Source organism: Lentzea sp. DG1S-22 (assembly GCF_036321065.1).
GTDB classification, from domain to species: Bacteria; Actinomycetota; Actinomycetes; order Mycobacteriales; family Pseudonocardiaceae; genus Lentzea; species Lentzea jiangxiensis.
The window spans coordinates 8,354,031-8,375,978 of sequence record NZ_CP143276.1 but is presented as its reverse complement, the minus strand read 5'-3'; the positions used below and the strand labels follow the sequence as shown (position 1 = coordinate 8,375,978).

General features: G+C 70.2%; 21 protein-coding genes. 9 read left to right on the top strand and 12 right to left on the bottom strand.

The genetic code is table 11. The features are described from left to right. The first annotated feature begins 187 nt into the window (after nt 1-187). Complete coding sequence (locus tag V1227_RS39975; RefSeq protein ID WP_329790246.1) at nt 188-901, top strand: DUF5753 domain-containing protein; 714 nt, start codon at nt 188-190, stop codon at nt 899-901. Next, nucleotides 898-1,071, top strand: coding sequence for a DUF397 domain-containing protein (locus V1227_RS39970; RefSeq protein WP_236219072.1), 174 nt, complete (start codon nt 898-900; stop codon nt 1,069-1,071). Before V1227_RS39975 ends, V1227_RS39970 begins: the two co-directional genes overlap by 4 nt. Here the strand turns inward: V1227_RS39970 and V1227_RS39965 are convergent. After that, nucleotides 1,045-1,608, bottom strand: coding sequence for a TetR/AcrR family transcriptional regulator (locus tag V1227_RS39965; RefSeq protein ID WP_329790245.1), 564 nt, complete (start codon nt 1,606-1,608; stop codon nt 1,045-1,047). The two genes, V1227_RS39970 and V1227_RS39965, sit on opposite strands and share 27 nt — an antisense overlap. 116 nt (nt 1,609-1,724) lie before the next feature. Here V1227_RS39965 and V1227_RS39960 point away from each other — a divergent pair, with 116 nt between their 5' ends. Beyond that, nucleotides 1,725-2,654, top strand: a complete 930-nt coding sequence (locus tag V1227_RS39960) for an alpha/beta hydrolase family protein (RefSeq protein WP_329790244.1) — start codon at nt 1,725-1,727, stop codon at nt 2,652-2,654. Nucleotides 2,655-2,711: 57 nt separating this feature from the next. Here V1227_RS39960 and V1227_RS39955 read toward each other — a convergent pair whose 3' ends face one another. The 4 genes from V1227_RS39955 to V1227_RS39940 all read right to left on the bottom strand — a co-directional run bounded on the left by V1227_RS39955 (nt 2,712) and on the right by V1227_RS39940 (nt 6,865). Beyond that, complete coding sequence (locus V1227_RS39955; RefSeq protein WP_090103135.1) at nt 2,712-3,461, bottom strand: YebC/PmpR family DNA-binding transcriptional regulator; 750 nt, start codon at nt 3,459-3,461, stop codon at nt 2,712-2,714. Then, nucleotides 3,458-4,090 (bottom strand): pyridoxal 5'-phosphate synthase glutaminase subunit PdxT, encoded by a 633-nt coding sequence (gene pdxT, locus V1227_RS39950; RefSeq protein WP_329790243.1) that lies wholly within the window; start codon nt 4,088-4,090, stop codon nt 3,458-3,460. The genes V1227_RS39955 and pdxT overlap by 4 nt, the downstream gene beginning before the upstream one ends. A 109-nt stretch (nt 4,091-4,199) precedes the next feature. Further along, nucleotides 4,200-5,537 (bottom strand): amino acid permease, encoded by a 1,338-nt coding sequence (locus V1227_RS39945; RefSeq protein ID WP_329794220.1) that lies wholly within the window; start codon nt 5,535-5,537, stop codon nt 4,200-4,202. A 140-nt stretch (nt 5,538-5,677) separates the two neighbouring features. Further along, entirely contained in the window at nt 5,678-6,865 is a 1,188-nt protein-coding gene (locus V1227_RS39940) for a trans-sulfuration enzyme family protein (protein WP_329790242.1), read from the bottom strand. Between the two features lie 74 nt (nt 6,866-6,939). Here V1227_RS39940 and V1227_RS39935 point away from each other — a divergent pair, with 74 nt between their 5' ends. Next, entirely contained in the window at nt 6,940-7,380 is a 441-nt protein-coding gene (locus tag V1227_RS39935) for an Lrp/AsnC family transcriptional regulator (protein WP_090103141.1), read from the top strand. On the opposite strand, the gene V1227_RS39930 is transcribed toward V1227_RS39935, so the two are convergent. Next, the gene (locus V1227_RS39930; RefSeq protein ID WP_329790241.1) at nt 7,377-7,685 is read right to left on the bottom strand and encodes an AzlD domain-containing protein; all 309 of its coding nucleotides are present in this window, start codon (nt 7,683-7,685) and stop codon (nt 7,377-7,379) included. The two genes, V1227_RS39935 and V1227_RS39930, sit on opposite strands and share 4 nt — an antisense overlap. Further along, nucleotides 7,664-8,329, bottom strand: a complete 666-nt coding sequence (locus V1227_RS39925; RefSeq protein ID WP_245733984.1) for an AzlC family ABC transporter permease — start codon at nt 8,327-8,329, stop codon at nt 7,664-7,666. Before V1227_RS39925 ends, V1227_RS39930 begins: the two co-directional genes overlap by 22 nt. Before the next feature lie 88 nt (nt 8,330-8,417). On the opposite strand from V1227_RS39925, the gene V1227_RS39920 reads away from it, so the two are divergent. Then, nucleotides 8,418-8,972 (top strand): helix-turn-helix domain-containing protein, encoded by a 555-nt coding sequence (locus tag V1227_RS39920; RefSeq protein WP_236219058.1) that lies wholly within the window; start codon nt 8,418-8,420, stop codon nt 8,970-8,972. Here V1227_RS39920 and V1227_RS39915 read toward each other — a convergent pair. Further along, nucleotides 8,969-10,150, bottom strand: a complete 1,182-nt coding sequence (locus tag V1227_RS39915) for a phthiocerol/phthiodiolone dimycocerosyl transferase family protein (protein ID WP_329790240.1) — start codon at nt 10,148-10,150, stop codon at nt 8,969-8,971. The two genes, V1227_RS39920 and V1227_RS39915, sit on opposite strands and share 4 nt — an antisense overlap. A gap of 491 nt (nt 10,151-10,641) precedes the next feature. Here V1227_RS39915 and helR point away from each other — a divergent pair, with 491 nt between their 5' ends. Further along, nucleotides 10,642-12,813, top strand: a complete 2,172-nt coding sequence (gene helR, locus V1227_RS39910; RefSeq protein ID WP_442916426.1) for an RNA polymerase recycling motor ATPase HelR — start codon at nt 10,642-10,644, stop codon at nt 12,811-12,813. Nucleotides 12,814-13,098: 285 nt separating this feature from the next. Continuing rightward, nucleotides 13,099-13,629, top strand: coding sequence for an LppU/SCO3897 family protein (locus V1227_RS39905; RefSeq protein WP_329790238.1), 531 nt, complete (start codon nt 13,099-13,101; stop codon nt 13,627-13,629). Between the two features lie 52 nt (nt 13,630-13,681). On the opposite strand, the gene pdxS is transcribed toward V1227_RS39905, so the two are convergent. Further along, nucleotides 13,682-14,575, bottom strand: a complete 894-nt coding sequence (gene pdxS, locus V1227_RS39900) for a pyridoxal 5'-phosphate synthase lyase subunit PdxS (protein ID WP_179953702.1) — start codon at nt 14,573-14,575, stop codon at nt 13,682-13,684. Nucleotides 14,576-14,810: 235 nt separating this feature from the next. Between pdxS and V1227_RS39895 the strand changes: the two genes are divergently transcribed. After that, nucleotides 14,811-16,868 carry an elongation factor G-like protein EF-G2 gene (locus V1227_RS39895; protein WP_329790237.1) on the top strand — a complete coding sequence of 686 codons (2,058 nt, stop codon included), beginning with the start codon at nt 14,811-14,813 and terminating at the stop codon, nt 16,866-16,868. On the opposite strand, the gene V1227_RS39890 is transcribed toward V1227_RS39895, so the two are convergent. The 3 genes from V1227_RS39890 to V1227_RS39880 are packed head-to-tail and all read right to left on the bottom strand — an operon-like array spanning nt 16,823 to nt 20,232. After that, nucleotides 16,823-17,461: a class I SAM-dependent methyltransferase gene (locus V1227_RS39890; RefSeq protein WP_329790236.1), complete on the bottom strand. Its 639-nt coding sequence runs from the start codon at nt 17,459-17,461 to the stop codon at nt 16,823-16,825. The genes V1227_RS39895 and V1227_RS39890 overlap by 46 nt on opposite strands. A 9-nt stretch (nt 17,462-17,470) precedes the next feature. Next, on the bottom strand, nt 17,471-18,952 hold the full coding sequence (locus V1227_RS39885) for a CoA-acylating methylmalonate-semialdehyde dehydrogenase (RefSeq protein ID WP_329790235.1): 1,482 nt from the start codon (nt 18,950-18,952) through the stop codon (nt 17,471-17,473). Continuing rightward, nucleotides 18,949-20,232 (bottom strand): aspartate aminotransferase family protein, encoded by a 1,284-nt coding sequence (locus tag V1227_RS39880; protein WP_236219044.1) that lies wholly within the window; start codon nt 20,230-20,232, stop codon nt 18,949-18,951. Before V1227_RS39880 ends, V1227_RS39885 begins: the two co-directional genes overlap by 4 nt. Before the next feature lie 107 nt (nt 20,233-20,339). Between V1227_RS39880 and V1227_RS39875 the strand changes: the two genes are divergently transcribed. Further along, the gene (locus V1227_RS39875) at nt 20,340-21,932 is read left to right on the top strand and encodes a PucR family transcriptional regulator (RefSeq protein WP_236219042.1); all 1,593 of its coding nucleotides are present in this window, start codon (nt 20,340-20,342) and stop codon (nt 21,930-21,932) included. The last annotated feature ends 16 nt before the right edge of the window (nt 21,933-21,948 follow it).

The following is a 21,948-nucleotide window of genomic DNA, read 5'->3' as shown; positions in this document are numbered from 1 at the left end:
CACCTTCAGGCACATTCGATCGGAAACGATAGGGCGTCAGTCCGCGCTGCCCCTACTTTCCGTGGATGCCCAAGAGATCGTCCAGCGTGGTGGGCCGCGAGTTCGGCAACGGCGTCCGAGCAGCCGTCGAGCGCACCGGCCTGACCAGCGCAGGCTCGCCGAGCTGCTCGGCTGGCAGGAGGCCAAGATGTCCGACCTGCTCGCCGGCAAGGGCGGCGCTGACGAGTTGGAAGTCGCCACGCTGCTCGCCTACTGCCGTACGCCACTTGATGAGCGCGAACGCCTGCTGACGCTGTTCCGCGAGTCGGGCAACGTCTTCCTGCAGATTCCGGAGGACGGCCTGCCGGATCAGGCTCGAACTTTGATCAACCAGGAAAAGGAGGCCGACGAGATCATCGACTGGTCGATGGTCCTCGTACCCGGCTTGCTTCAGATCCGCGAGTACATCGAGGCCGTCACCGCCAAAGCACGGACGGTCCCGCCAGAGAAGATCCAGGCGACGGTCGCAGCCAGAGTTACCCGAGCAGAGATTCTCGAATACGACCGAACCTTCACCTTCTACATGCACGAACAGGCGGTGTGGCTCCCGGTCGGCGGCGAGGAGGTGTGGCGTGAGCAGCTCGCTCACCTGCTGCGGATGTCGGTGCGGAAGTACATCAGCATCCGGATCGTGCCGAGGTCGGTTGGCATGCACGCAGGCGCGGCAGGCGACTTCCGCCTGATGAAGTTCCCGAAATACCCGTCCGTCGTCTACATCGAGAGCGTCAAGTGCGGCTTGTTCTTCGACGACAAGGGAACCGTCGAGGTCTACGAGAACATCCTGAAGGACCTCGCGGCTGTCGCCCTGGATGAGGAACAATCGAGGGCGGTGATCAACAGCATCTTGGAGGGTCTCCAATGACCGCATGGCGCAAGAGCAGCTACACCGGCGACGGCAACAACTGCGTGGAGATCGGTCAGGGAGTCGGCATCCGGGACAGCAAGGCTCCGGCCACCCACCTGCCCGTCAGCGCCGCCGCCTGGCGTGCCTTCCTGGCGCTGGCCTCAGCCCCGGCACCCGTCGAGCAGTAGGCCGATGGTGATCCGCGCGTCGTAGTCGGGGTCGACGCGCTCGGCCCCAGCGCAGATGTCCCCGATCGCGCGGAGCAGCTGGTACGCGGGGAGGTCCGACTTGATCTCCCCCGCCTCACGCGCCGCCGCGAGGATGTCGTCCAGGACCGGCAGCAGGCGTTCCAGGAACAGCCCGTGCAGCGCGGCGAACCCCTCGGGGTCGCTGCGGCTCGCCGCGGCGAGGCCGCGCTTGGTCACGAGGAAGTCCACGAACAGGTCCACCCAGCTCCGCAGCGCCGCGAACGGCGAGTCCGCCGACGCGAGCAGCGCGGGTCCGGCCTCGGCGCACGCGTCGACCTGGTGCCGGTAGACGGCGACCACGAGGTCCGCGCGCGTCGGGAAGTGCCGGTAGATCGTCCCCATGCCCACGCCCGCCTCGGCGGCGATCTTGCGCACGGGCGCGTCCACGCCGTCGCTCACGAACACCGCCGCGGCGGCGTCGAGCAGCGCCTTCTCGTTGCGCCGGGCGTCCGCCCTCTTCCCCGTCGACTCCGCCACCGGCACACCTCTCCCACGTCCGCGCTTGCCAAGCGGAACGTTGCTCCGTATATTCGGAACTGCGCTCCGGTTCAGAGTCTACAGCGCGCTCACGCACTCGCAGAAGGACACCTGTCATGCCTTTGACCAGCACCGCCGTGCCCACGTTCACCACGCCGATCATCAGCGTCAAGCCGGTCGTGCTGCCCGCGCCCGACCGCGGTGACGACCTCCAGGTGCGGGTGTCCGCACCGGCGTCCGGCACCGATCTCCCCGTCGTCGTCTTCGCCCACGGCTTCAGCCAGTCGATGTCGTCCTACGACCCGTTGGTGGACTTCTGGGCGAGCAACGGCTTCGTGGTCGTCCAGCCGACGTTCCTCGACTCGGTGACGCTCGGCCTCACACCCGCCGACCCCCGGTACCCGGAGATCTCGCGGTTCCGCGTGGAGGACGTCCAGCGCGTGATCGACGACCTCGACGTCGTTCTCGGTGCGGTGCCGGGACTTCTCGGCCGCGTCGACCGCGACCGCCTCGCCGTCGCCGGGCACTCGTGGGGCGCGCAGACCGTCGGCATGCTCCTCGGCGCGCGCGTTCTCGACGCCGACGGCGAGCCCGGACCCGATCTGACCGACTCCCGCGTGAAGGCCGGGGTGCTGTTCGCGTCGACCGGCTTCGGCGGCGAGGACCTGACGCCGTTCGCCCAGGAGAACTTCGGCTCGTTCATGTCCCCGGACTTCGAGCGGATGAGCACGCCGTTCCTCGCCGTCGCGGGCGACGCCGACCAGTCGATGCTCAGCACCCGCGGTCCCGACTGGTTCACCGACGTCTACCACCACGCGCCCGGCGCGCGCGGCCTGCTGACGCTGTTCGGCGGCGAGCACTCGCTCGGCGGGATCCACGGCTACAACGCCACGGACACCACCGACGAGAGCCCGGAGCGGGTCGCGGTGATCCGCCGGGCGTCCTGGGCGTTCCTGCGCGACGCCCTCGGCCTCGACGACGTGGCGTTCAAGCAGGTCCAGGCCGAGCTCGCGGAGTCCGAGACCGGTCGCGTCGACGTCCGCTGAAAAAGCGAGAACGCCGGTCACGCGTGCTGCGTGACCGGCGTCCGTCCGCGTCGGGACTCAGCCGACCTCGGCCATGACCTCGTCGGACACGTCGAAGTTCGCGAAGACGTTCTGCACGTCGTCGCAGTCCTCCAGCGCGTCGATCAGCTTGAAGATCTTCTTCGCGCCCTCGGCCTCGAGCTGCACCGAGACCGACGGCAGGAAGCTCGACTCGGCCGACTCGTAGTCGATGCCCGCGTCCTGCAGCGCCTTGCGGACCGGGATCAGGTCGCCCGCCTCGGACACGACCTCGAACGACTCACCGAGGTCGTTGACCTCCTCGGCACCGGCCTCCAGCACGGCCAGCATCACGTCGTCCTCGGACGTGCCCGCCTTCGGCACGATCACGACGCCCTTGCGGCTGAACATGTACGACACCGAACCGGGGTCGGCCATCGAGCCGCCGTTGCGCGTCATCGCCGTGCGGACCTCGGTCGCCGCGCGGTTGCGGTTGTCCGTGAGGCACTCGATGAGCACCGCGACACCGTTGGGGCCGTAGCCCTCGTACATGATCGTCTGCCAGTCGGCGCCGCCGGCCTCTTCGCCGCCACCGCGCTTGCGGGCGCGCTCGATGTTGTCCAGCGGCACCGAGTTCTTCCGGGCCTTCTGGATCGCGTCGTACAGCGTCGGGTTGCCGTCCGGGTCACCACCACCGGTGCGGGCCGCCACCTCGATGTTCTTGATCAGCCGCGCGAAGAGCTTGCCGCGCTTGGCGTCGATGGCGGCCTTCTTGTGCTTGGTGGTCGCCCACTTGGAGTGGCCGCTCATTTCTCCTCCGAACCAGTCGAACCACGAACCATGTCCACGAACAGGCGGTGGACGCGCTCATCCCCCGTGAGCTCCGGGTGGAACGCCGTGGCCAGCACGTTGCCCTGCCTGACCGCGACGATCCTACCGGCGGCATCGCCCGCCTCAGCCGTGACGGGCACCGTAGCGAGAACCTCGACCTCCCCGCTCACCGCCTCCACCCAGGGTGCCCGGATGAACACCGCGTGCACGTTCTGCCCCGCCAGGTCGAGGTCGGTCTCGAACGAGTCGACCTGCCGCCCGAACGCGTTGCGCCGCACCGTGATGTCCAGCCCGCCGAGCTGGTGCTGGTCGTCACGGCCGTCGAGCACGTCGTTGGCCAGCAGGATCATGCCCGCGCACGACCCGTACGCCGGGAAGCCCGCCTTGATCTTCGCCCGCAGCGGCTCCAGCAGCTCGAAGTTGTCGAGCAGCTTGCTGATGGTCGTCGACTCGCCGCCGGGGATGACGATCCCGTCCAGCTCGTCCAGCTCCTCGGCCCTGCGCACCGGCCGCGCCGTGACGTCGCACTGCGCGAGGGAGACGAGATGCTCCTGGACGTCGCCCTGCAGGGCGAGCACACCGATGACGGGCGGGGCAGCGACAACCATGTTCACCAGCATATTCGAGGTCCTCCGGCCTGCCGACCACCCCTGTGCGCGACCGCGGGCCGCCTCCCTCGTGAGGAGACGGCCCGCGGCGCGAACCCCGCCGACCAGATCAGTCGGCGGACACCAGCCGCCCGGACTCCACCGGCTGACGCGACTTCACGAAGCGCCACCCGACGAACAGCACGAGCGCGAGCACGGGGATGGACCAGAACGCGATCTTCTCCGCGGTCCCGGCGAACGCCATCTGCCCGATCACCAGCGCGAGGAACGCGAGCGTCCCCCACGACGTGTACGGCGCGCCGGGCATGCGGTACGAGGGCCGTTCGATCTCGCCGGCCATCGCCTTCTTGCGCAGCCGCAGCTGGCAGATGATCAGCGTCGCCCACGTCGACACGACGCCCAGGGACGCCACGGCGATCGCGATGTCAAAAGCTTCCTTCGGCACGGTGTAGTTCAGGACGACGCCGAACAGGTAAGCCGCACCCGTGAAGAGAATGCCGCCGTAAGGAACGTGACGGGAGTTCATCTTGCCCGTGAACGCGGGCGCCTCGCCCTTCTGCGCGAGCGAGCGCAGAATGCGACCGGTCGAGTAAAGGCCCGAGTTGCACGACGACAATGCGGCCGTCAGCACCACGGCGTTCATGATGTCGCCGACCGCCGGGATGCCCAATGCGGAGAAGACGGTGACGAACGGCGATTCGGTGCCCGTGAAGTGGTCCCAGGGCAGCAGCATCGTCAGCAGCAGGACGGAGCCGACGTAGAAGATCGCGATGCGGTACACGACGCCGTTGATGGCGCGCGGCATGATCTTCTCGGGGTCCTTGGTCTCGCCGGCCGCGATGCCCACGAGCTCGATCGCCGAGTAGGCGAAGACCACGGCCTGCAGCGTCATCAGCGCGACGCCGAAGCCCGCGGGGAACAGGCCGCCGTGGCCGAGCGTGTTGGAGACCGACGCCGTCGTGCCGCCGATGTCCGCCGCCGCGATGACCAGGCCGATGCCGGTCACGAGGAACACGACGATGGCCGTGACCTTGATGACGCTGAACCAGAACTCCAGCTCGCCGAACAGCTTGACGGACAGCATGTTGATGCCGACCAGCACGAACAGGGCGACCAGCGCGGTGATCCACTGCGGCAGGTCCGGGAACCACTTGTGCATGTAGATCGCGACGGCGGTGATCTCGGCGATGCCCGTCATCGCCCAGTTGACCCAGTACATCCAGCCGGACGTGAAGCCCGCCCAGGGGCCGATGAACTCGCGGGCGTACTCGACGAAGCTGCCGGCGACCGGGCGGTGGAGCACGAGCTCGCCCAGCGCGCGCATGACGAAGAACGCCGCGAGACCGCACAACGCGTAAGACAGGATCAGCGACGGCCCCGCCGTGGCGAGGCGTCCGCCCGCGCCCAGGAAGAGGCCGACGCCGATCGCGCCACCGATGGCGATCATCTGCACCTGGCGCTTGCTGAGCGCTTTGGTGTAGCCGTCCGCATCAGTTTCCACAGAACTCACGAGGAGGTTCCTTCCGAAAACGGAAAAACGCTCGCGTCGGAACCTCCCGCGCCCCGACGCGCTGATGCGTCGGAACCCTAGTGAGTGGCAGTCATCACCAAGAAATCAGTTGGGGAAGGCTTAACGTAAGCGACGTCACACAGCGCCGCGTTCAAGTCCGCCCAAATGTCCTCGACGTGCTCGAGTCCCACGGAAATGCGCAGCAAATTGTCCGGAACGCCAGAAGCGCGCAGATCTTCACCCGGAACCAGCCGATGCGTCAAAGCCGAGGGGTGCTCGATCAGGGTGTCGACCGATCCCAGCGAGACGGCCGGCGTGATCAGCTCCAGCCGGCGCACCACCTCGACCGGGTCGCCGTGGACGCCGAACGCGATCATCGCGCCCGTCCCCCGCATCTGCAGCGATGCCGTCGGGTAGCGCACGAACTCGACGGCGTCGTGCTCGGCGAGACGTGCCGCCAGCACCGCCGCCGACCGGGACGCCGCCTCGACGCGCAGCGGCAGGGTCGCGAGGCCGCGGTGCAGCAGGTAGCCGCCGAGCGGGTGCAGCACCGCGCCGGTGATGATCCGGACCTGTCGCAGCGCCGCCGCCCGTTCCTCGGAGCAGGCCACGACGCCGCCGAGCACGTCGCCGTGCCCGCCGAGGTACTTGGTGCCGGAGTGCAGGACGTACGAGGCGCCGTGCAGCGCGGGGTTCTGCAGGACCGGCGTCGCGAAGGTGTTGTCGACCATGACCGGCACACCGCCCGCCTGGCGCACGACGTGGTCGATGTCGACGAGGTCGAGGTTCGGGTTGGCCGGGGTCTCGACGACGACGAGCCCGGTGTCCGGCCGGATCGCGGAGGCCACCAGGCCCGCTTCGACGTACGTGGTCGTGACGCCCAGCAGACCCGACGACAGCAGGTGGTCGGTGCCGCCGTACAGCGGCCGCACGGCGACGACGTGCGGCTTGCCCGCCATCACGCAGGCGGCCTGGACCACGGCGGTGACCGCCGCCATGCCGCTGCCGAACGCCACGGAGGTCTCGGTGTGCTCGAGGGCCGCGAGCGCCTGTTCGAACCGGGCGACCGTCGGGTTGTGCAGCCGCGCGTAGACGGGCGAACTGGCCCGCGCGGCCCCGGTGGCCCAGTCCCCCAGCGCTTCCCCGCCGAGCGCCTGGTCGGGCACGGGGTAGGTGGTGGACAGGTCGATGGGAGGTGCGTGCACGCCGAGCTCCGCGAGGTCGTCGCGGCCCCCGTGCACTGCGATGGTCTCGATGCGCGTCATGGCCCAAATGGTGGAGACTTCCTCGGACGAACGGACAACGAACCGCAGCCGATTCGGTGGAACGGAGAAGAGCCGTGCTGGATTCGATCGACGAGGCCATCGTGCGGGAGCTGCGGAAGGACGCGCGGCTGCAGAACAAGGACCTGGCCGAACGCGTCAACGTCGCGCAGTCCACGGCAGTCGTCCGGCACCGCGCGCTGCGGGAGCGCGGCGTGATCACCGGCTACCACGCGGAGATCGATCCGAAAGCCGTCGGGCAGCACGTGCAGGCGATGCTCGCGGTGAAGATCCGCCCGCACACCAAGGAGATCGTCGACCCGTTCATGGCGTACGTGCTCTCACTGCCGGAGACGCTCGCCCTCTCTCACGTGACGGGCCCGGAGGACTTCCTGGTGCACGTCGCCGTGGCGGACGTCGGCCACCTGCAACGGCTCGTGCTCGACAAGTTCACGAGCCGCCGGGAGGTCACGGAGGTCCACACGAACCTCCTCTTCTCCCACGTCCGCAAGCACTAGCTCACCCCGAGGAGCCTCAGCCCGGCCGTCGTGGCGGCCGCCAGCACGATGACGACCACGAACGGCAGCTTCCGCCACGCCGCGAGCCCGCCGGCGACGACGCCGAGCGCGAGCGCCCAGCCGCCGAACTGCTTGCCGTTCGTCAGCGCCGAGACCGCGACCAGCGCCAGCAGCAGCACGGTCGCGCTCGCGGAGATGATCTCGCGGACCCGGTCGGGCAGCGTGACGCGGTCGCGCAGCAGCGGGCCGGCGAAGCGGATCGCGAACGTCCCCGCGGCGAGGATCAGGACTGCGGTGACGGGCACGGCTCCTCCTTCTTGCTCCGGAACGCGACCAGCCCGGCGAGCGCGAGCAGCACCGGCACCCCGGCGGGCAGGAACGGCGTGGTCGCGAGCGCGATGACGGCACCCGTGAGCGCCGCGTTGCGGGTGGCGGCGTCCTTCAGGGCGGGCAGCGTGAGCGCGAGCATCGCCGCGGGGAAGGCCGCGTCCAGCCCGAACGTGCCCGGATCGCCGATCGCCTGCCCCGCGAGCGCCCCGATGAGCACGCCCGCGTTCCAGGTGAAGAACAACGACACGCCACACGCCCAGTAGGCCGCCCGCGCTCTCGCGGGGTCTCTCTGCGCCATCGCGAACGCCGTGGACTCGTCGATCAGCAGGTGGCTGCCGACGATCCTCGCGAGCCAGCCGTTGCCCAGCACGTCGCCGACCGCCAGGCCGAACGGCAGGTGCCGCGCGTTGAGCACGAGCCCGGCCAGCACCGCCGCGGCAGGGCTGCCACCCGAGGCCACGATGCCCACGGCCATGAACTGCGAGCCACCCGCGAAGATCACCAGCGACATCAGCACCGGCATCCACCACGGCAGGCCGGAGCCCACCGAGATGGCACCGAAACTGGCACCGGTCACCGCGGCACCGAGTGCCACCGCGGCGACGTCACGCAGGAGCACCGCATCAAGAGTTCGCCAGATCGAACGGACCACCCATTAAGATGAACACCTGGGCTAGGTGTTCGTCAAGACGAACGGATGGACTTCTGTGTCGAACGCACCACTCGACCTGATCGCGGCCAACCTCCGGCGCGAGCGCGATCGCACCGGCATGTCGCTCTCGGAGGTGGCCAAGAAGGCGGGCATCGCGAAGTCGACGCTCTCCCAGCTGGAGTCCGGCGCCGGAAACCCCAGCGTCGAGACCCTGTGGGCACTCGGCGTGGCCCTCGGCGTCCCGTTCAGCCGGCTCGTCGAACCCGCCGTCCCCCGCGTGCAGGTCATCCGCGCCGGCGAAGGCCCCGTCATCCACTCCGAGCGCGCGCACTACTCCGCAACGCTGCTGGCCGCGTGCCGTCCGGGCACCAAGCACGACCTCTACTGGCTGGCCCTCGAACCGGGTGGCGCCCGCGAGTCGCTCCCGCACGTTCCCGGCAGCGTCGAGCACATGATCGTGGCCTCGGGGCGGTGCCTCGCCGGGCTCGCGGACGACCCGATCGAGCTCGGGCCCGGTGACTACATCGTCTACCCGGGTGACCTGCCGCACATCTGCAAGGCGCTGGAGCCGGGGACGACCGCGGTGATGGTCATGGAGCACACCGTCTAGACGTGCAGTGCGGCCTCGACCGAAGCCATGACTTCACCGATCTCCTCGTCGTTGTGGAACGCGCGGTCGTAGACCACGTCGAGGGTCAGCCGTCCGCCCACCGTCCCCACGAACATCGCGGGTACCGGACCCTGCAACGTCGCGGCGAAGCGGCTACCGGTGACACGCGGGCCATCGGGCAGCGCGGGATCCTCCACGACACCGATGTTCGACACCATGAACGTCATGGTCGGCGGGGGCGCCGGTGAGAGGCACTGGGCCAGCAGGGTCCGCTGCGGTTCGGCCCGCTCCAGAGCCGCACGCAGACCCGCGGCGACGCGCACTCCGACCTCGGCCGGTTCGTCGTCGGCAGCGACCGGGACGGTGACCAGGCACGGAAGAGCACCGCACAGTTGGGCGTCCGGATCGATCGGTGGGGCGAGTCGTTCGCGAAAATCCACCGGGATGCACAGGGTGACCGGCAGCGGACCGCCGGCTTCGGGTGCCCGGGCTCGTACCGCGCCGGAAACCGCTCCGCACAGCAAGCTCGTCACCGAGATCCCGCTCGCGCGGGCGAACTCGGTGACCTCGGTCGTCGTCCCCTGGTCGAGTTCGAGGTGCTGCACGCCGAAGCCGGACGGTGGCACGCCGGGGCCCCCTGACAGGACCGCGGGCTCTTCCACCACTTCGGGCGTTTCCGGCCGGCCTGGCGCGTATTTTCCGGAGAAGAGTTCTTCCAGCCCGGCCTCGAACACCGGGCGAGGCGCCGAGGGCTGGAATTCGCCGTGCAGAAGAGTGGCGTAGATGCGGAGCAGAGCCCGCGACAGGACCAGCACCAGCCGAGCGTCCGAAACGGCGTGGTCGACGGCGAGCGTCAATGCCGCGGTGTCAGCCGTCTGATGCAGCGACAATTGACTGACCATGCCGTCTTCGATCCGCCGGGAAATGTCTTGCTCGAAGCTTTCTGCACCGGCGGTCACCTTTGACGTGCTGTCTTGCAAGGCGAACTCGAAACCGTCCTGACCCCCGATGATCCTGCAGCGCAACAGCGGGTACTCGTGACCGAGCCGCTGCCACGCGTCTTCGAGCAGCACTGGGTCGAACGTTCCGGCGAAGGCCGTGCGGACCACGACTGGGCCGAACCCAGCGAGGATGAAAGCCGTCTCGCTGGCCGTCAACGCCCGTTCGGTGGTAGGCATCGATTTCCGCTCCTACTGGCATGGTCGTCGGTTACGGCCGTGAACCTCTCCCATCGCCGGAGCAGCTGTCAATACCGCGGGATGAGGGACGCCCGGTTTCCCGGCGAAATGACCGAGCGGGCATGAGGGCTGCGCCCTCAATGCGGTCGAATCGTGTGTCGTCGACACAACGGCTTTCACTGCTGTGGCGACGCCTGCTGATGACGTTTTGCCCACTGCCATGCGCCCGGTTCCAGAAGAAGAGCAGCGGCCGGGCGAGGTGTGGTCCGCGCCTTCCGGCCCGCTGCCGGGCGGAACGGCGCGATCACCCGCCATGACGACGAGCGAGGCATCCGGAGGCGAAGAACTACGCGGGGCCCACACGCGCACGTCACGCCGTGGTGCGATTTCTCCCACTTAACCGTATAGCAGAAGGGGGGCCTTGCCACAAGGCCCCGTTCATCGTTCACACTCGACGCCTCATGCCACAACACAGGCGCACTGGGGAGCACGTGGGGTACGAAGAAGAACTGCAGTCCGAACGCGACTACGTGGCCGGGCTCTACGCACGGCTGGACAACGAGCGTGCGCGCGTGAAGGCGGCGTACCAGTCCGCGCTGGGTGGCACCGGCGAGACCGCGATGGACCGTGACAACGAGGTGCGTGCCCGGCACCGTGAGATGAAGCGCCTGAACGTGGCCGACTACGGGCTGTGCTTCGGCCGGCTCGACAGCGTCGACGGGGACGTTTCCTACATCGGCAGGATCGGCCTGTTCGACGAGTTCGACGACTTCGAGCCGCTGCTGCTCGACTGGCGGGCACCGGCGGCGCGGCCGTTCTACACCGCGACCGGCGCGAACCCCGAGGGCATGCGCCGGCGCCGCCAGTTCCTCACCCGGCGCCGCGAGGTGGCCGCGTTCACCGACGAGGTGTTCGGCAGGCTCGGCGAGGACCAGAACGACGTCGCCCTGCTGGAGGCGCTGAACGCACCGCGCGGCGAGGGCATGCGCGACATCGTCGCGACGATCCAGGCCGAGCAGGACGCGATCATCCGGCTCGACCACCCCGGCGTGCTGGTGATCGAAGGTGGTCCCGGCACCGGCAAGACCGTCGTGGCGCTGCACCGCGTCGCCTATCTGATGTACACGCAACGAGAGCGCATGGAACGGCACGGCGTTCTCGTCGTCGGCCCGAACCCGGCGTTCCTCAACCACATCAGCCGGGTGCTGCCCTCGCTCGGCGAGTCCGACGTGGTCTTCTCGACGGCCGGCAGCCTGCTGCCCGGCCTGCTCGCGACGGCCGAGGACACGCCGGAGGTGGCGCGGCTCAAGGGTTCCCGCAAGATGGTCGACGTGCTGAGGGCGGCGGTCTCGGCGCGGCAGCGGATCCCGGAGGAGCCGATCCCGATCGGCATGAAGGACGTCGTCGTCCCCATCGGACCGGACGTGGCCGAGTGGGCGCGGCAGGAGGCGCGCGACAGCGGTCTGCCGCACAACGAGGCCCGCGCGGTGTTCCGCGAGATCATCACGTACGTCCTCACCGAGCGCGCGATCGGCCGGATCGGCAAGAACTGGATGTCCCGCTCGGACAAGGAGGCCTGGGAGGACATGCGCTCGGGCCTGGTCAAGGACCTCGCCGACGACGACGGCTTCCTCGCGGCGCTGGACCTGCTGTGGCCGATCATGACGCCGTTCGAGCTCCTCTCGTCGCTGTACACCTCGCCGGAGGCACTCGCGGCGGCGGGCGCCGACCCGTCGCTGCACCGCGTGGACGGCGAGGCGTGGACGGTCTCGGACGTGCCGTTGCTCGACGAGCTGCACGACCTGCTGGGCAAGGACGGCACCGAGCAGGCAGCCGACCAGGCCGCGGCGGCCGAACGCGCGGCCGAGGCCCGGTACGCGTCCGAGGTGCTGGAGAGCATGGTCAACCGCGTCGACCACATGGACGACGAGGACCACCTCTTCGCCTCGGACATGCTGGACGCCGAGGACCTGGCCGTGCGCTTCGAGCAGCACGACCAGCGCACGCTGGCGGAACGCGCCCTCGCGGACCGGAGCTGGACCTACCGGCACGTCGTGGTCGACGAGGCCCAGGAACTGTCCGAAATGGACTGGAGAGTGCTGATGCGCCGCTGCCCCGGCCGTTCCTTCACGGTGGTCGGCGACCTGGCGCAGCGCCGGGCCCCGGCCGGTGCCACGTCGTGGGGCGAGATGCTGGAGCCCTACGTGCCGGGCCGCTGGGAGTACCGCTCGCTGACGGTCAACTACCGCACGCCCGCGGAGATCATGGCCGTCGCCGCGCGGGTGCTGGCCGAGTTCGCCCCGGACGTCCAGGCGCCGGAGTCGGTGCGCGCCAACGGGATCCAGCCGTGGGCGCGCCAGGTCACCGCCGACGAGCTGCCCGGCGCCATCGAGGAGTTCGTCGCGGCCGAGGCCGCTCTCGAGGGCACCAGCGTCGTGATCGGCCCGCCCGGCGTGCCCGGCACCGTTCCCGCGTCGGAGACCAAGGGCCTCGAGTACGACTCGGTGCTCGTCGTGGAGCCGGAACGGATCCTGGCGGACGGACCGCGTGGCGCGGCGGAGCTGTACGTGGCGCTGACCCGCGCCACGCAACGGCTCGGCGTGCTGCACCACTCGCCGCTGCCGGCGGCTCTGTCCGGCCTGGCCGAGACGGTGCGCACCTGACCCGTTGAGCGGGACCGGGCGGAGGCGCCCGGTCCCAGGGTGGGCGGAGGTCCGGGGGGACTGCTCGCGTCGGCCAGACGATCACATCCACGTCCGCGCCGAGGGGGCTTTCCATGACGACTCCGCCCATCCCGCCCGCCACGCCGGAAGAGTCCGGCGACCCCGCCGGGGAGCGCCCGAACGTGTGGGCGGCACCGGACCGGGCCACCCCACCCGGCGGCCGCTCTCCCGCCCCACGGCACGCCGCCGAAGCGGTCGTCCCGTGCCGGCCTGGTCATCGGGTCCGTGCTCGGCTTCCTGCTGATCGCGACGGTGCCGACCGCCGTCCACCTGCTCCCGAACGGCGGTGGTCCCGCTTCGGGCAGCACCATGAACACCAGCCCGACCGTCATCACGACGTCGGTCCTGCCGTCCGCGACCGCCGGTGACTGCGTGAAGCTCGGGGGCGCGTCGTTCAACGTGAAGTACGAGCAGGTGCCGTGCGGCACGGGAACCCACGACTACACCGTGAGCAAGGTGCTGGGCTCGCAGAGCGAGAAGTGCGGCGAAGCCCCTGGCTCGTACATGAAGTACCACGCTTACTCGGGCCGCAAGAGCGTGAACATCTGCCTGATCCCGGCCTTCGCCGACGGCCGGTGCTACCGGTTCACGACGTTCTCGCTCAGCGGCGAGGTCGAGACACCCCCGTGCGCCGGGCTCGAGGTGCTGCGGGTGAAGGTGCTCACGAACACCGCGGACAAGACGGCGTGCGGATCGTCCCCCGCGCTCGCGTACCCGGACATCAAGACGACGTACTGCTTCACCCGGACGGGCTGAGAACGCCTGAGGGCGCACCGCCGGAAGCGGTGCGCCCTCGGCGGGAGCTGACCTACCAGCCGCGCTCGGCCAGGCGGTGCGGCTCCGGCACGTCCTCGACGTTGATGCCGACCATGGCCTCACCCAGGCCGCGCGAGACCTTGGCGATGACGTCGGGGTCGTCGTGGAAGGTGGTGGCCTTCACGATGGCCTCGGCGCGCTGGGCCGGGTTGCCGGACTTGAAGATGCCGGAACCGACGAACACGCCCTCGGCGCCGAGCTGCATCATCATCGCGGCGTCGGCCGGGGTCGCGATGCCGCCCGCGGTGAACAGCACCACGGGGAGCTTGCCGTTCTGCGCGACCTCCTTGACCAGCTCGTACGGCGCCTGGAGCTCCTTGGCGGCCACGTAGAGCTCGTCCTCGGGGAGGTTCTGCAGGCGGCGGATCTCCTGGCGGATCTTGCGCATGTGCGTGGTGGCGTTGGAGACGTCACCGGTGCCGGCCTCGCCCTTGGAGCGGATCATGGCCGCGCCCTCGGTGATGCGGCGCAGGGCCTCGCCGAGGTTCGTCGCACCGCAGACGAAGGGGACCGTGAAGGCCCACTTGTCGATGTGGTTCGCGTAGTCGGCCGGGGTGAGCACCTCGGACTCGTCGATGTAGTCGACGCCGAGCGACGCGAGGACCTGCGCCTCGACGAAGTGGCCGATGCGGGCCTTCGCCATCACCGGGATCGAGACGGCGTTGATGATCCCGTCGATCAGGTCGGGGTCGCTCATCCGGGCGACGCCGCCCTGGGCGCGGATGTCGGCGGGCACGCGCTCGAGAGCCATGACGGCGACGGCGCCCGCGTCCTCCGCGATCTTCGCCTGGGTGGCGTCGACCACGTCCATGATCACGCCGCCCTTGAGCATCTCGGCCATGCCGCGCTTGACGCGGGCAGTGCCCGTGACCTGATCAGTGCTCACCGGGGCAACCTTTCGCGAGGGGAAGTTCTGGTGAACTCACGGTACGACCGCTGTGGCCCCCTCTCCCAAGCCACTGGGGCCACATTTCGGAATGCCACTTCACGATCAACGCAGGTCGTGACGCCCGTCACCCAGAAGTGGCGTGAACGCCAGTTGGCGACCAGATGGGTTTCCGGGCTTGTCCTGCGCCGCCAACGGGTGTGAGATCGGACACTACGACTTGACGGAGGTCGCCATGGGAAGCAAGCACTCCGACAACGGCTCATCGGCAGGCGCGGTCGCTGTGGACGACCCGGCCAAGGTCCGCAACGTCGTGCTCGTGGGACCGTCAGGCGCGGGCAAGACGACGCTCACCGAGGCCCTGCTCGCCACCACCGGCGTGCTGACCCGCGCGGGATCGGTCACCGAGGGCACCACCGTCTGCGACCACGACCCGGCGGCCGTGCGACAACAACGGTCGGTAGGCCTCGCCGTCGCCCCCGTCCAGCACGGGGACGTCAAGATCAACCTGATCGACACCCCCGGCTACGTCGACTTCGTGGGTGAGCTCAGGGCAGGACTGCGGGCCGCGGACGCGGCCCTTTTTGTTGTGAACGCCTTCGAGGGCGTCGACGCGGCCACCATCGCGTTGTGGGAGGAGTGCTCTCTCGTGGGCATGCCTCGCGCCGTCGTCATCACGCGCACGGACCACCACCGTGCGAACTTCGCCAACGCGGTGATCGAGTGCCAGGCCGCGTTCGGCGCCGGCGTCGTGCCGCTCTACGTGCAGGAGGGCGACTCGCTCGTCGGCCTGCTGACCTCCGGCGAGAACCACCCGGACGAACGCGCGGCGTTGATCGAGGGCATCATCGCCGAGAGCGAGGACGAGACCCTCATGGACCGCTACCTCGCGGGCGAGGACATCGACCAGGACACGCTGATCGCCGACCTGGAAACCGCCGTCGCACGAGGCTCGTTCCACCCCGTGATGCCCGTGTGCGCCGCAACCGGCATGGGTCTCACCGAATTGTTGGACGGCATCGCGCGCGCGTTCCCCTCACCGCTGGAGCACGAGCTTCCGTCCGTGACGTCAGTCGACGGCATCCCCCAACCCCGCATGGCCCCGGACCCGGACGGGCCGCTCGTCGCCGAGGTGGTCCGCACCGCAGTGGACTCCTACGTCGGCCGCGTGTCGCTGGTCCGCGTCTTCTCGGGCACCCTGCGTCCCGAACGCCCCGTGCACGTCTCCGGGCACGGCATGGCCGACCGCGGCCACGAGGACCACGACGCCGACGAACGCGTGGCCCACATCTACTCGCCGTTGGGCTCCACTTTGCGAGAGGTCCCGTACTGCGTCGCCGGTGACCTGTGCGCGCTGACGAAGCTGACCACCGCCGAAACCGGCGACACCGTCTCCGCCCCCGAGCAGCCGCTGCTCATGGCGCCGTGGGACATGCCGGAACCGTTGCTGCCCATCGCCGTCGTCCCGCGCACCCGCAGCGACGAGGACAACCTGGCCCGCAACCTCAACCGCCTGGTCGCGAGCGACCCCACCCTGCGCCTGGACCGCAACGCCGAAACGCACCAGATGGTCCTGTGGTGCATGGGCGAGGCCCACGCCGACGTCGTCCTGGCCCGCCTGCGCGCCGGCGGAGCCGAGATCGACACCGAACCGGTCCGCGTCCCGTTCCGCGAGACCTTCGCGGACTCCGCCAAGGGCCACGGCCGCCACGTGAAGCAGTCCGGCGGCCACGGCCAGTACGCCGTCTGCGACATCGTCGTCGAACCACTCCCCCGGGGCTCCGGCTTCGAGTTCGTCGACAAGATCGTCGGCGGCTCGGTGCCGAACCAGTTCATCCCGTCCGTCGAGAAGGGCGTCCGCGCCCAGCTGGAGCGGGGCCTCCACGACGGCACCCCCGTGGTCGACGTCCGCGTGACGCTCGTCGACGGCAAGGCGCACTCCGTCGACTCGTCCGACGCCGCCTTCCAGACCGCGGGGGCGCTGGCGTTGAAGGAGGCGGCCGCGGCCGGGCGGACCCAGTTGCTGGAGCCCGTGGACGAGGTCGCGATCCGGTTGCCCGACGAGCACCTGGGCACCGTGCTCGGGGACCTGTCCGGGCGGCGCGGGCGGGTGCTCGGGACCGAGGCCGGCGAGGGCGGGCGGACGGTGATCCGCGCCGAGGTGCCTTCTTCGGAGCTGCTGCGGTACGCGATCGAGCTGCGGTCGCTGACTTCGGGGACCGGGACCTTCACGCGCCGGTTCTCGCGTTACGACCCGGTGCCGGAGTCGCTGGCGGCACGCGCCAGCAGGTAGCACCGCTCGCTCGCGTGCTCCACCCGCGAGTCCGGCGCGCGGTCGAGGCGGGCCGTCACCACGAGACCCGCCTCCGCCAACGCCCGCACCTCCCCGTCCGGGTCCAGGAACCGGAACGTCAGGTCGACCTCGTCACCCCACCACTCGGTCAGCGTCCGCGCCTGGCCCGCCGCGGTCTCCGCGTCCCGCACGTGGAACGCCACCAACGCCTGCCCGCCAGGCTTCAACACCCGCGCGAACTCCGCGTAAGCCGCGGCACGTGCAGCGGCATCGAGGTGGATGACCGCGTACAGGCAGACGAGCGCGGATACCGACTGCGACCGCACGGGCAGCGCGGTCATGTCACCGGCACAGGCAGGAACGGCGGCGTGCGCGCACATCTCCGGTGACAGGTCGACGCCGACCACAGGCACCCGATCGGCCAGGTAGGCGGTGACGTGCCCGGGCCCGCAGCCGACGTCGAGCACCAGACCGCCCGCCAACTCCGCCACCACGTCGAGCAGCGCGCGGTCCAGCGGTTTGCCGGCGAGCTCGCCGCTCAGCTCGGACGCGTAGCGCGCGGCCACGCGGTCGTACGAGCGGCGAGTGCTCACCGGTCCACTCTAGGTGTTCTGCGGGAACCCCAGGTTCACGCCGCCGTGCGAAGGATCGAGCCACCGCGACGTGACCACTTTGGAGCGCGTGAAGAAGTGCACGCCGTGCGGCCCGTACGCGTGTGAGTCGCCGAAAAGCGATTCCTTCCAGCCGCCGAACGAGTAGTAGGCGACGGGCACGGGGATCGGCACGTTCACGCCGACCATGCCCACCTCGACCTCGTTCTGGAACCGGCGGGCCGCGCCGCCGTCGTTGGTGAAGATCGCGGTGCCGTTGCCGTACCGGTTCGCGTTCACCAGCTCGACGGCCTCTTCGTAGGTGTCCCGGCGGACGACCGACAGCACCGGTCCGAAGATCTCGTCGGTGTAGATCGTCATGTCGGTGCCGACGTGGTCGAAGAGGGTCGGGCCGAGCCAGAAGCCGCCCGCGTCGCCGTCGATCGGGTGGTCGCGGCCGTCGACGGCGAGGACGGCGCCCTCGGCGACGCCGGCGTCCAGGTAGGACGTCACCTTGTGGCGGTGGGCGCCGGTGACCAGCGGTCCCATCTCGCACGCCGAGCCGGAGCCGACCTTCACGCCGGCGATCCGCGACCTGATGCGGTCGACCAGCGCGTCGCCGATCTCGCCGACGGCCACGACGACCGAGATCGCCATGCAGCGCTCGCCCGCCGAGCCGAAGCCGGCGGACACCGCGGCGTCCGCGGCCAGGTCGAGGTCGGCGTCGGGCAGGACGACCATGTGGTTCTTGGCGCCGCCGAGCGCCTGCACCCGCTTGCCGTGCGCGGTGCCGGTCTCGTAGACGTACCGGGCGATCGGGGTGGAGCCGACGAACGAGATCGCCTTCACCTCGGGGTGTTCCAGCAGCCGGTCCACCGCCACCTTGTCGCCGTGCACGACGTTGAGCACGCCGTCGGGCAGCCCGGCCTCGGCGAACAGCTCGGCGATGAAGCAGGCCGCCGACGGGTCCTTTTCGGACGGTTTCAGCACCACCGTGTTGCCGCAAGCGATTGCGGTGGGCACGAACCACAGCGGCACCATCGCCGGGAAGTTGAACGGCGAGATCACTCCGACGACCCCGACGGGCTGCTGGATCGAGTAGACGTCGACGCGGGTCGACGCGTTCTCGGAGAAGCCGCCCTTGAGCAGCTGCGGGATGCCGCACGCGTACTCGACGGACTCGAGTGCGCGCTGGACCTCGCCCGCCGCGTCGGACACGACCTTGCCGTGCTCGGCCGAGACGATCTCGGCCAGCTCGCCCTTGCGGTCGTCGAGGAGCTGGCGGAACTTGAACATGACGGTCGAGCGCTGCGCCAGGGACGCGGTGCGCCAGGACGCAAACGCTTCCGCGGCCGCGGCCACCGCGGCGTCCACTTCGGACACGGAGGCGAAGGCCACCTGCGAGGCGACCTCGCCGGACGTCGGGTCGTAGACGTCGCCCTGCCGCTCGGGGGTGCCGTCCCACGGCTTGCCGCCGATCCAGTGCCTGATCATGCGCGCTCCACCGCCTGCGCCAGGATCGCCAGGGCCTCTTCGAGCTCGTCCTCGGTCAGGGTCATCGGCGGGGCCAGCCGGATCACGTTGCCGTAGAGGCCGCCCTTGCCGACGAGGAGGCCGAGCGCCTTCGCCTCGCTGAGCACGGTGGCGGCCGCGGCGGCGTTCGGTTCGCCCTCCGGGCCGACGAACTCGACGCCGACCATCAGGCCCTTGCCGCGCACGTCGCCGATCACCGGGTGCTTGTCGGCGAGCGAGCGCAGGCCGCTGATCAGGCGCGAGCCGAGCTTGGCGGCGTTGGCCTGCAGGTCGTGCTCGAGCAGGTAGTCCACGGTGGCGAGTGCGCCTGCCGTGGAGATCGGGTTGCCGCCGAAGGTGGAGATCGAGTTGGCGGTGATGGAGTCCATCAGGTCGCCGCGGGCGACGACGCCGCCGATCGCGAGCCCGTTGCCGAGGCCCTTGGCGAACGTCATCGCGTCCGGCACCACGTCGTGCGCCTGGATGCCCCAGAAGTGCTCGCCGGTGCGGCCCCAGCCGGTCTGCACCTCGTCGGAGACGAAGAGGATGCCGTACTCGTCGAGCACGTCCTTGAACGCGCGGAACAGGCCGTCGGGCGGGGACGTGAAGCCGCCGACGCCCTGGATCGGCTCGGCGATCATGCAGGCGACGTCGCCGGAGGTCGTGGTCTCGATGACCTCGCGCAGGTCGTCGACGCAGGCCTTGACGTAGTCGGCGTCGCACAGCGACCTGAACGGCGAGCGGTAGCGGTAGCCGCCGTGCACCCAGCTGACCTTGATCGGCGACAGCGCGGACGCGGACCAGCCCCGGTTGCCCGTGATGGCGACCGTGGCGAACGCACGGCCGTGGTAGCTGTTGCGCAGCGCCAGGACCTGCTCGCTGCGGCGGGCCTGGGTGGCGAGCATGAGCGCGGTCTCGTTGGCCTCGGTGCCGGAGTTGGTGAAGAACACCTTGGCGTCCGGGATGCCGGAGAGCTCCGCGATCTTCTCGGCCAGCTCGACCTGGGAGCGGATCAGGTACAGCGTGGAGCTGTGCAGCACGCCCGTGTCGAGCTGCGAGCGGATCGCGTCGCTGATCTCCGCGACGTCGTAGCCGATGGCGTTGGTCAGGATGCCCGCGAAGAAGTCGAGGTAGGTCGTGCCCTCGCGGTCGGTCACACGGCGCCCGCGGGCGCTCGCGATCTCGATGGGCTCGTCGTAGTAGAGGGCCAGCCACTCCGGCATCACCGCGCGGTGTCGTGCCAGCAGCTCCTTGTGGGCCATCACGTCCTCCAGGGGTCTACTCCTGACCTCGGAGTCTGCTGGCGCGCCGGGTTCGCCGCCATGCACAACCTGTACCCGGATCGGCTGGTTGGCATTACGTTGTGTCCATGTACCCGACGGTCGCCGAAGTCGTCGCCCTGCCGGTGATCCGGCAGGGAAGGCCCCGTCTGGTCGCGGGGTCGGCCGGGCTCGGCCGCCGGGTCCGCTGGGTGCACGTGGCGGAGATCGCGGACATCGCGCCCCTGCTGCGCGGCGGTGAGCTCGTGCTCACGACCGGCGTGATGCTGCCCGAGTCCGGTCTCGCCCGCTACGTCGAGGAACTGGCCGCCGTCGGGTGCGCCGGGCTCGTGGTCGAGCTGGGCAGGCGGTGGCGCGACGACGTGCCGGCCGCGCTCGTGACCGCCGCGGAGCACCACGGGTTGCCGCTGCTCACGCTGTCGGAGGAGACCAAGTACGTGGCCGTGACCGAGGCGGTGGTGGCGTTGATCGTGGACGCCCAGCTCGCCGAGCTGCGGGCCGCGGAACAGGTGCACGAGACGTTCACGGCGCTGACGGTCGCCGGCGCGGAACCCTCCGAGGTGCTGCGCGAGGTCGCTCGCACGTCCGGGCTGCCGGTCGTGCTGGAGACGCTCGGGCACGACGTGCTCGCCTACGACGCCGCCGGGCACGACCCCGTCCTGCTGCTCGACGACTGGGCCGCGCGCTCGCGAGCCGTCACGGTGTCCGAACGGACCGCCTACGACACCGCGTCCGGCTGGCTGATCACGATCGTCGGGGCGCGCGGAGCCGACTGGGGCCGGCTCGTGGTGGTGTCGCCGGAGCCGCCCCCGCACCGGCACGTGGTCGTCGCCGAACGCGCCGCGTCCGCGCTGGCCGTGCACCGGCTCGTGGCGCGGGACCGCGAGTCGCTGGAGCGGCAGACGCACCGGACGCTGCTGGCCCAGCTGCTCGGCCAGTCGCCGCAGTCGCCGGACCTGGGCGCGCGGGCGGCGGCGCTGGGCGTCCCGCTGGAACGGCGGCAGCTGATCGGCGTGGCGGTGCGGCCGGTCTCGGTGCTGCAGGGGCAAACGCTTGCCACACAGGAGGTCCTGCGCGATCTCGCCGAGGCGACCGCGCTGGCCGGGCGGCGCGTGACGGTGGCGGCGCTCGTCGGCGTCGTGGATGACACGTCGGTGCGCGCACTGCTGTCGGTGCCGTCGACCGTGGGCGTGGAGGGGGTTCTGCGCAAGGTCGCGCGCGAGATCCACCGCACGGCGGCTTCGGAGGTCGTGATCGCCGTCGGCACGACCGTCACGTCGACCGCGGACGTGCGCCGGTCGCTCGGCGAGGCCGCCCACGTGGCCGGAGCGGCGTTGCGGGCGCCGGGATCGCAGCTCTACCACCGGCTCGACGACGTGCGGCTGCGCGGCCTGCTGCACCTGCTGCGCGACGACGAACGCGTGCGGGCCTTCGCGGACCGCGAGCTCGGTCCGTTGCTGGCGCGCGACACGGCGCAGGGCTCACGGCTCGTGGAACTGCTGCGGTGCCTGTGCGAGAACGGCGGCAACAAGTCGGCGGCCGCCGCGGCGGCCCACCTCTCGCGCACCGCCTACTACCAGCAGCTCGGGCGGATCGAACAGGTCCTCGGCGTCTCGCTGGAGGACCCGGAGTCCGTGCTGTCGCTGTACGTCGCGCTGCTGGTGCACGAAATGGGCCCGTGAGCGCGCACGGGCCCAT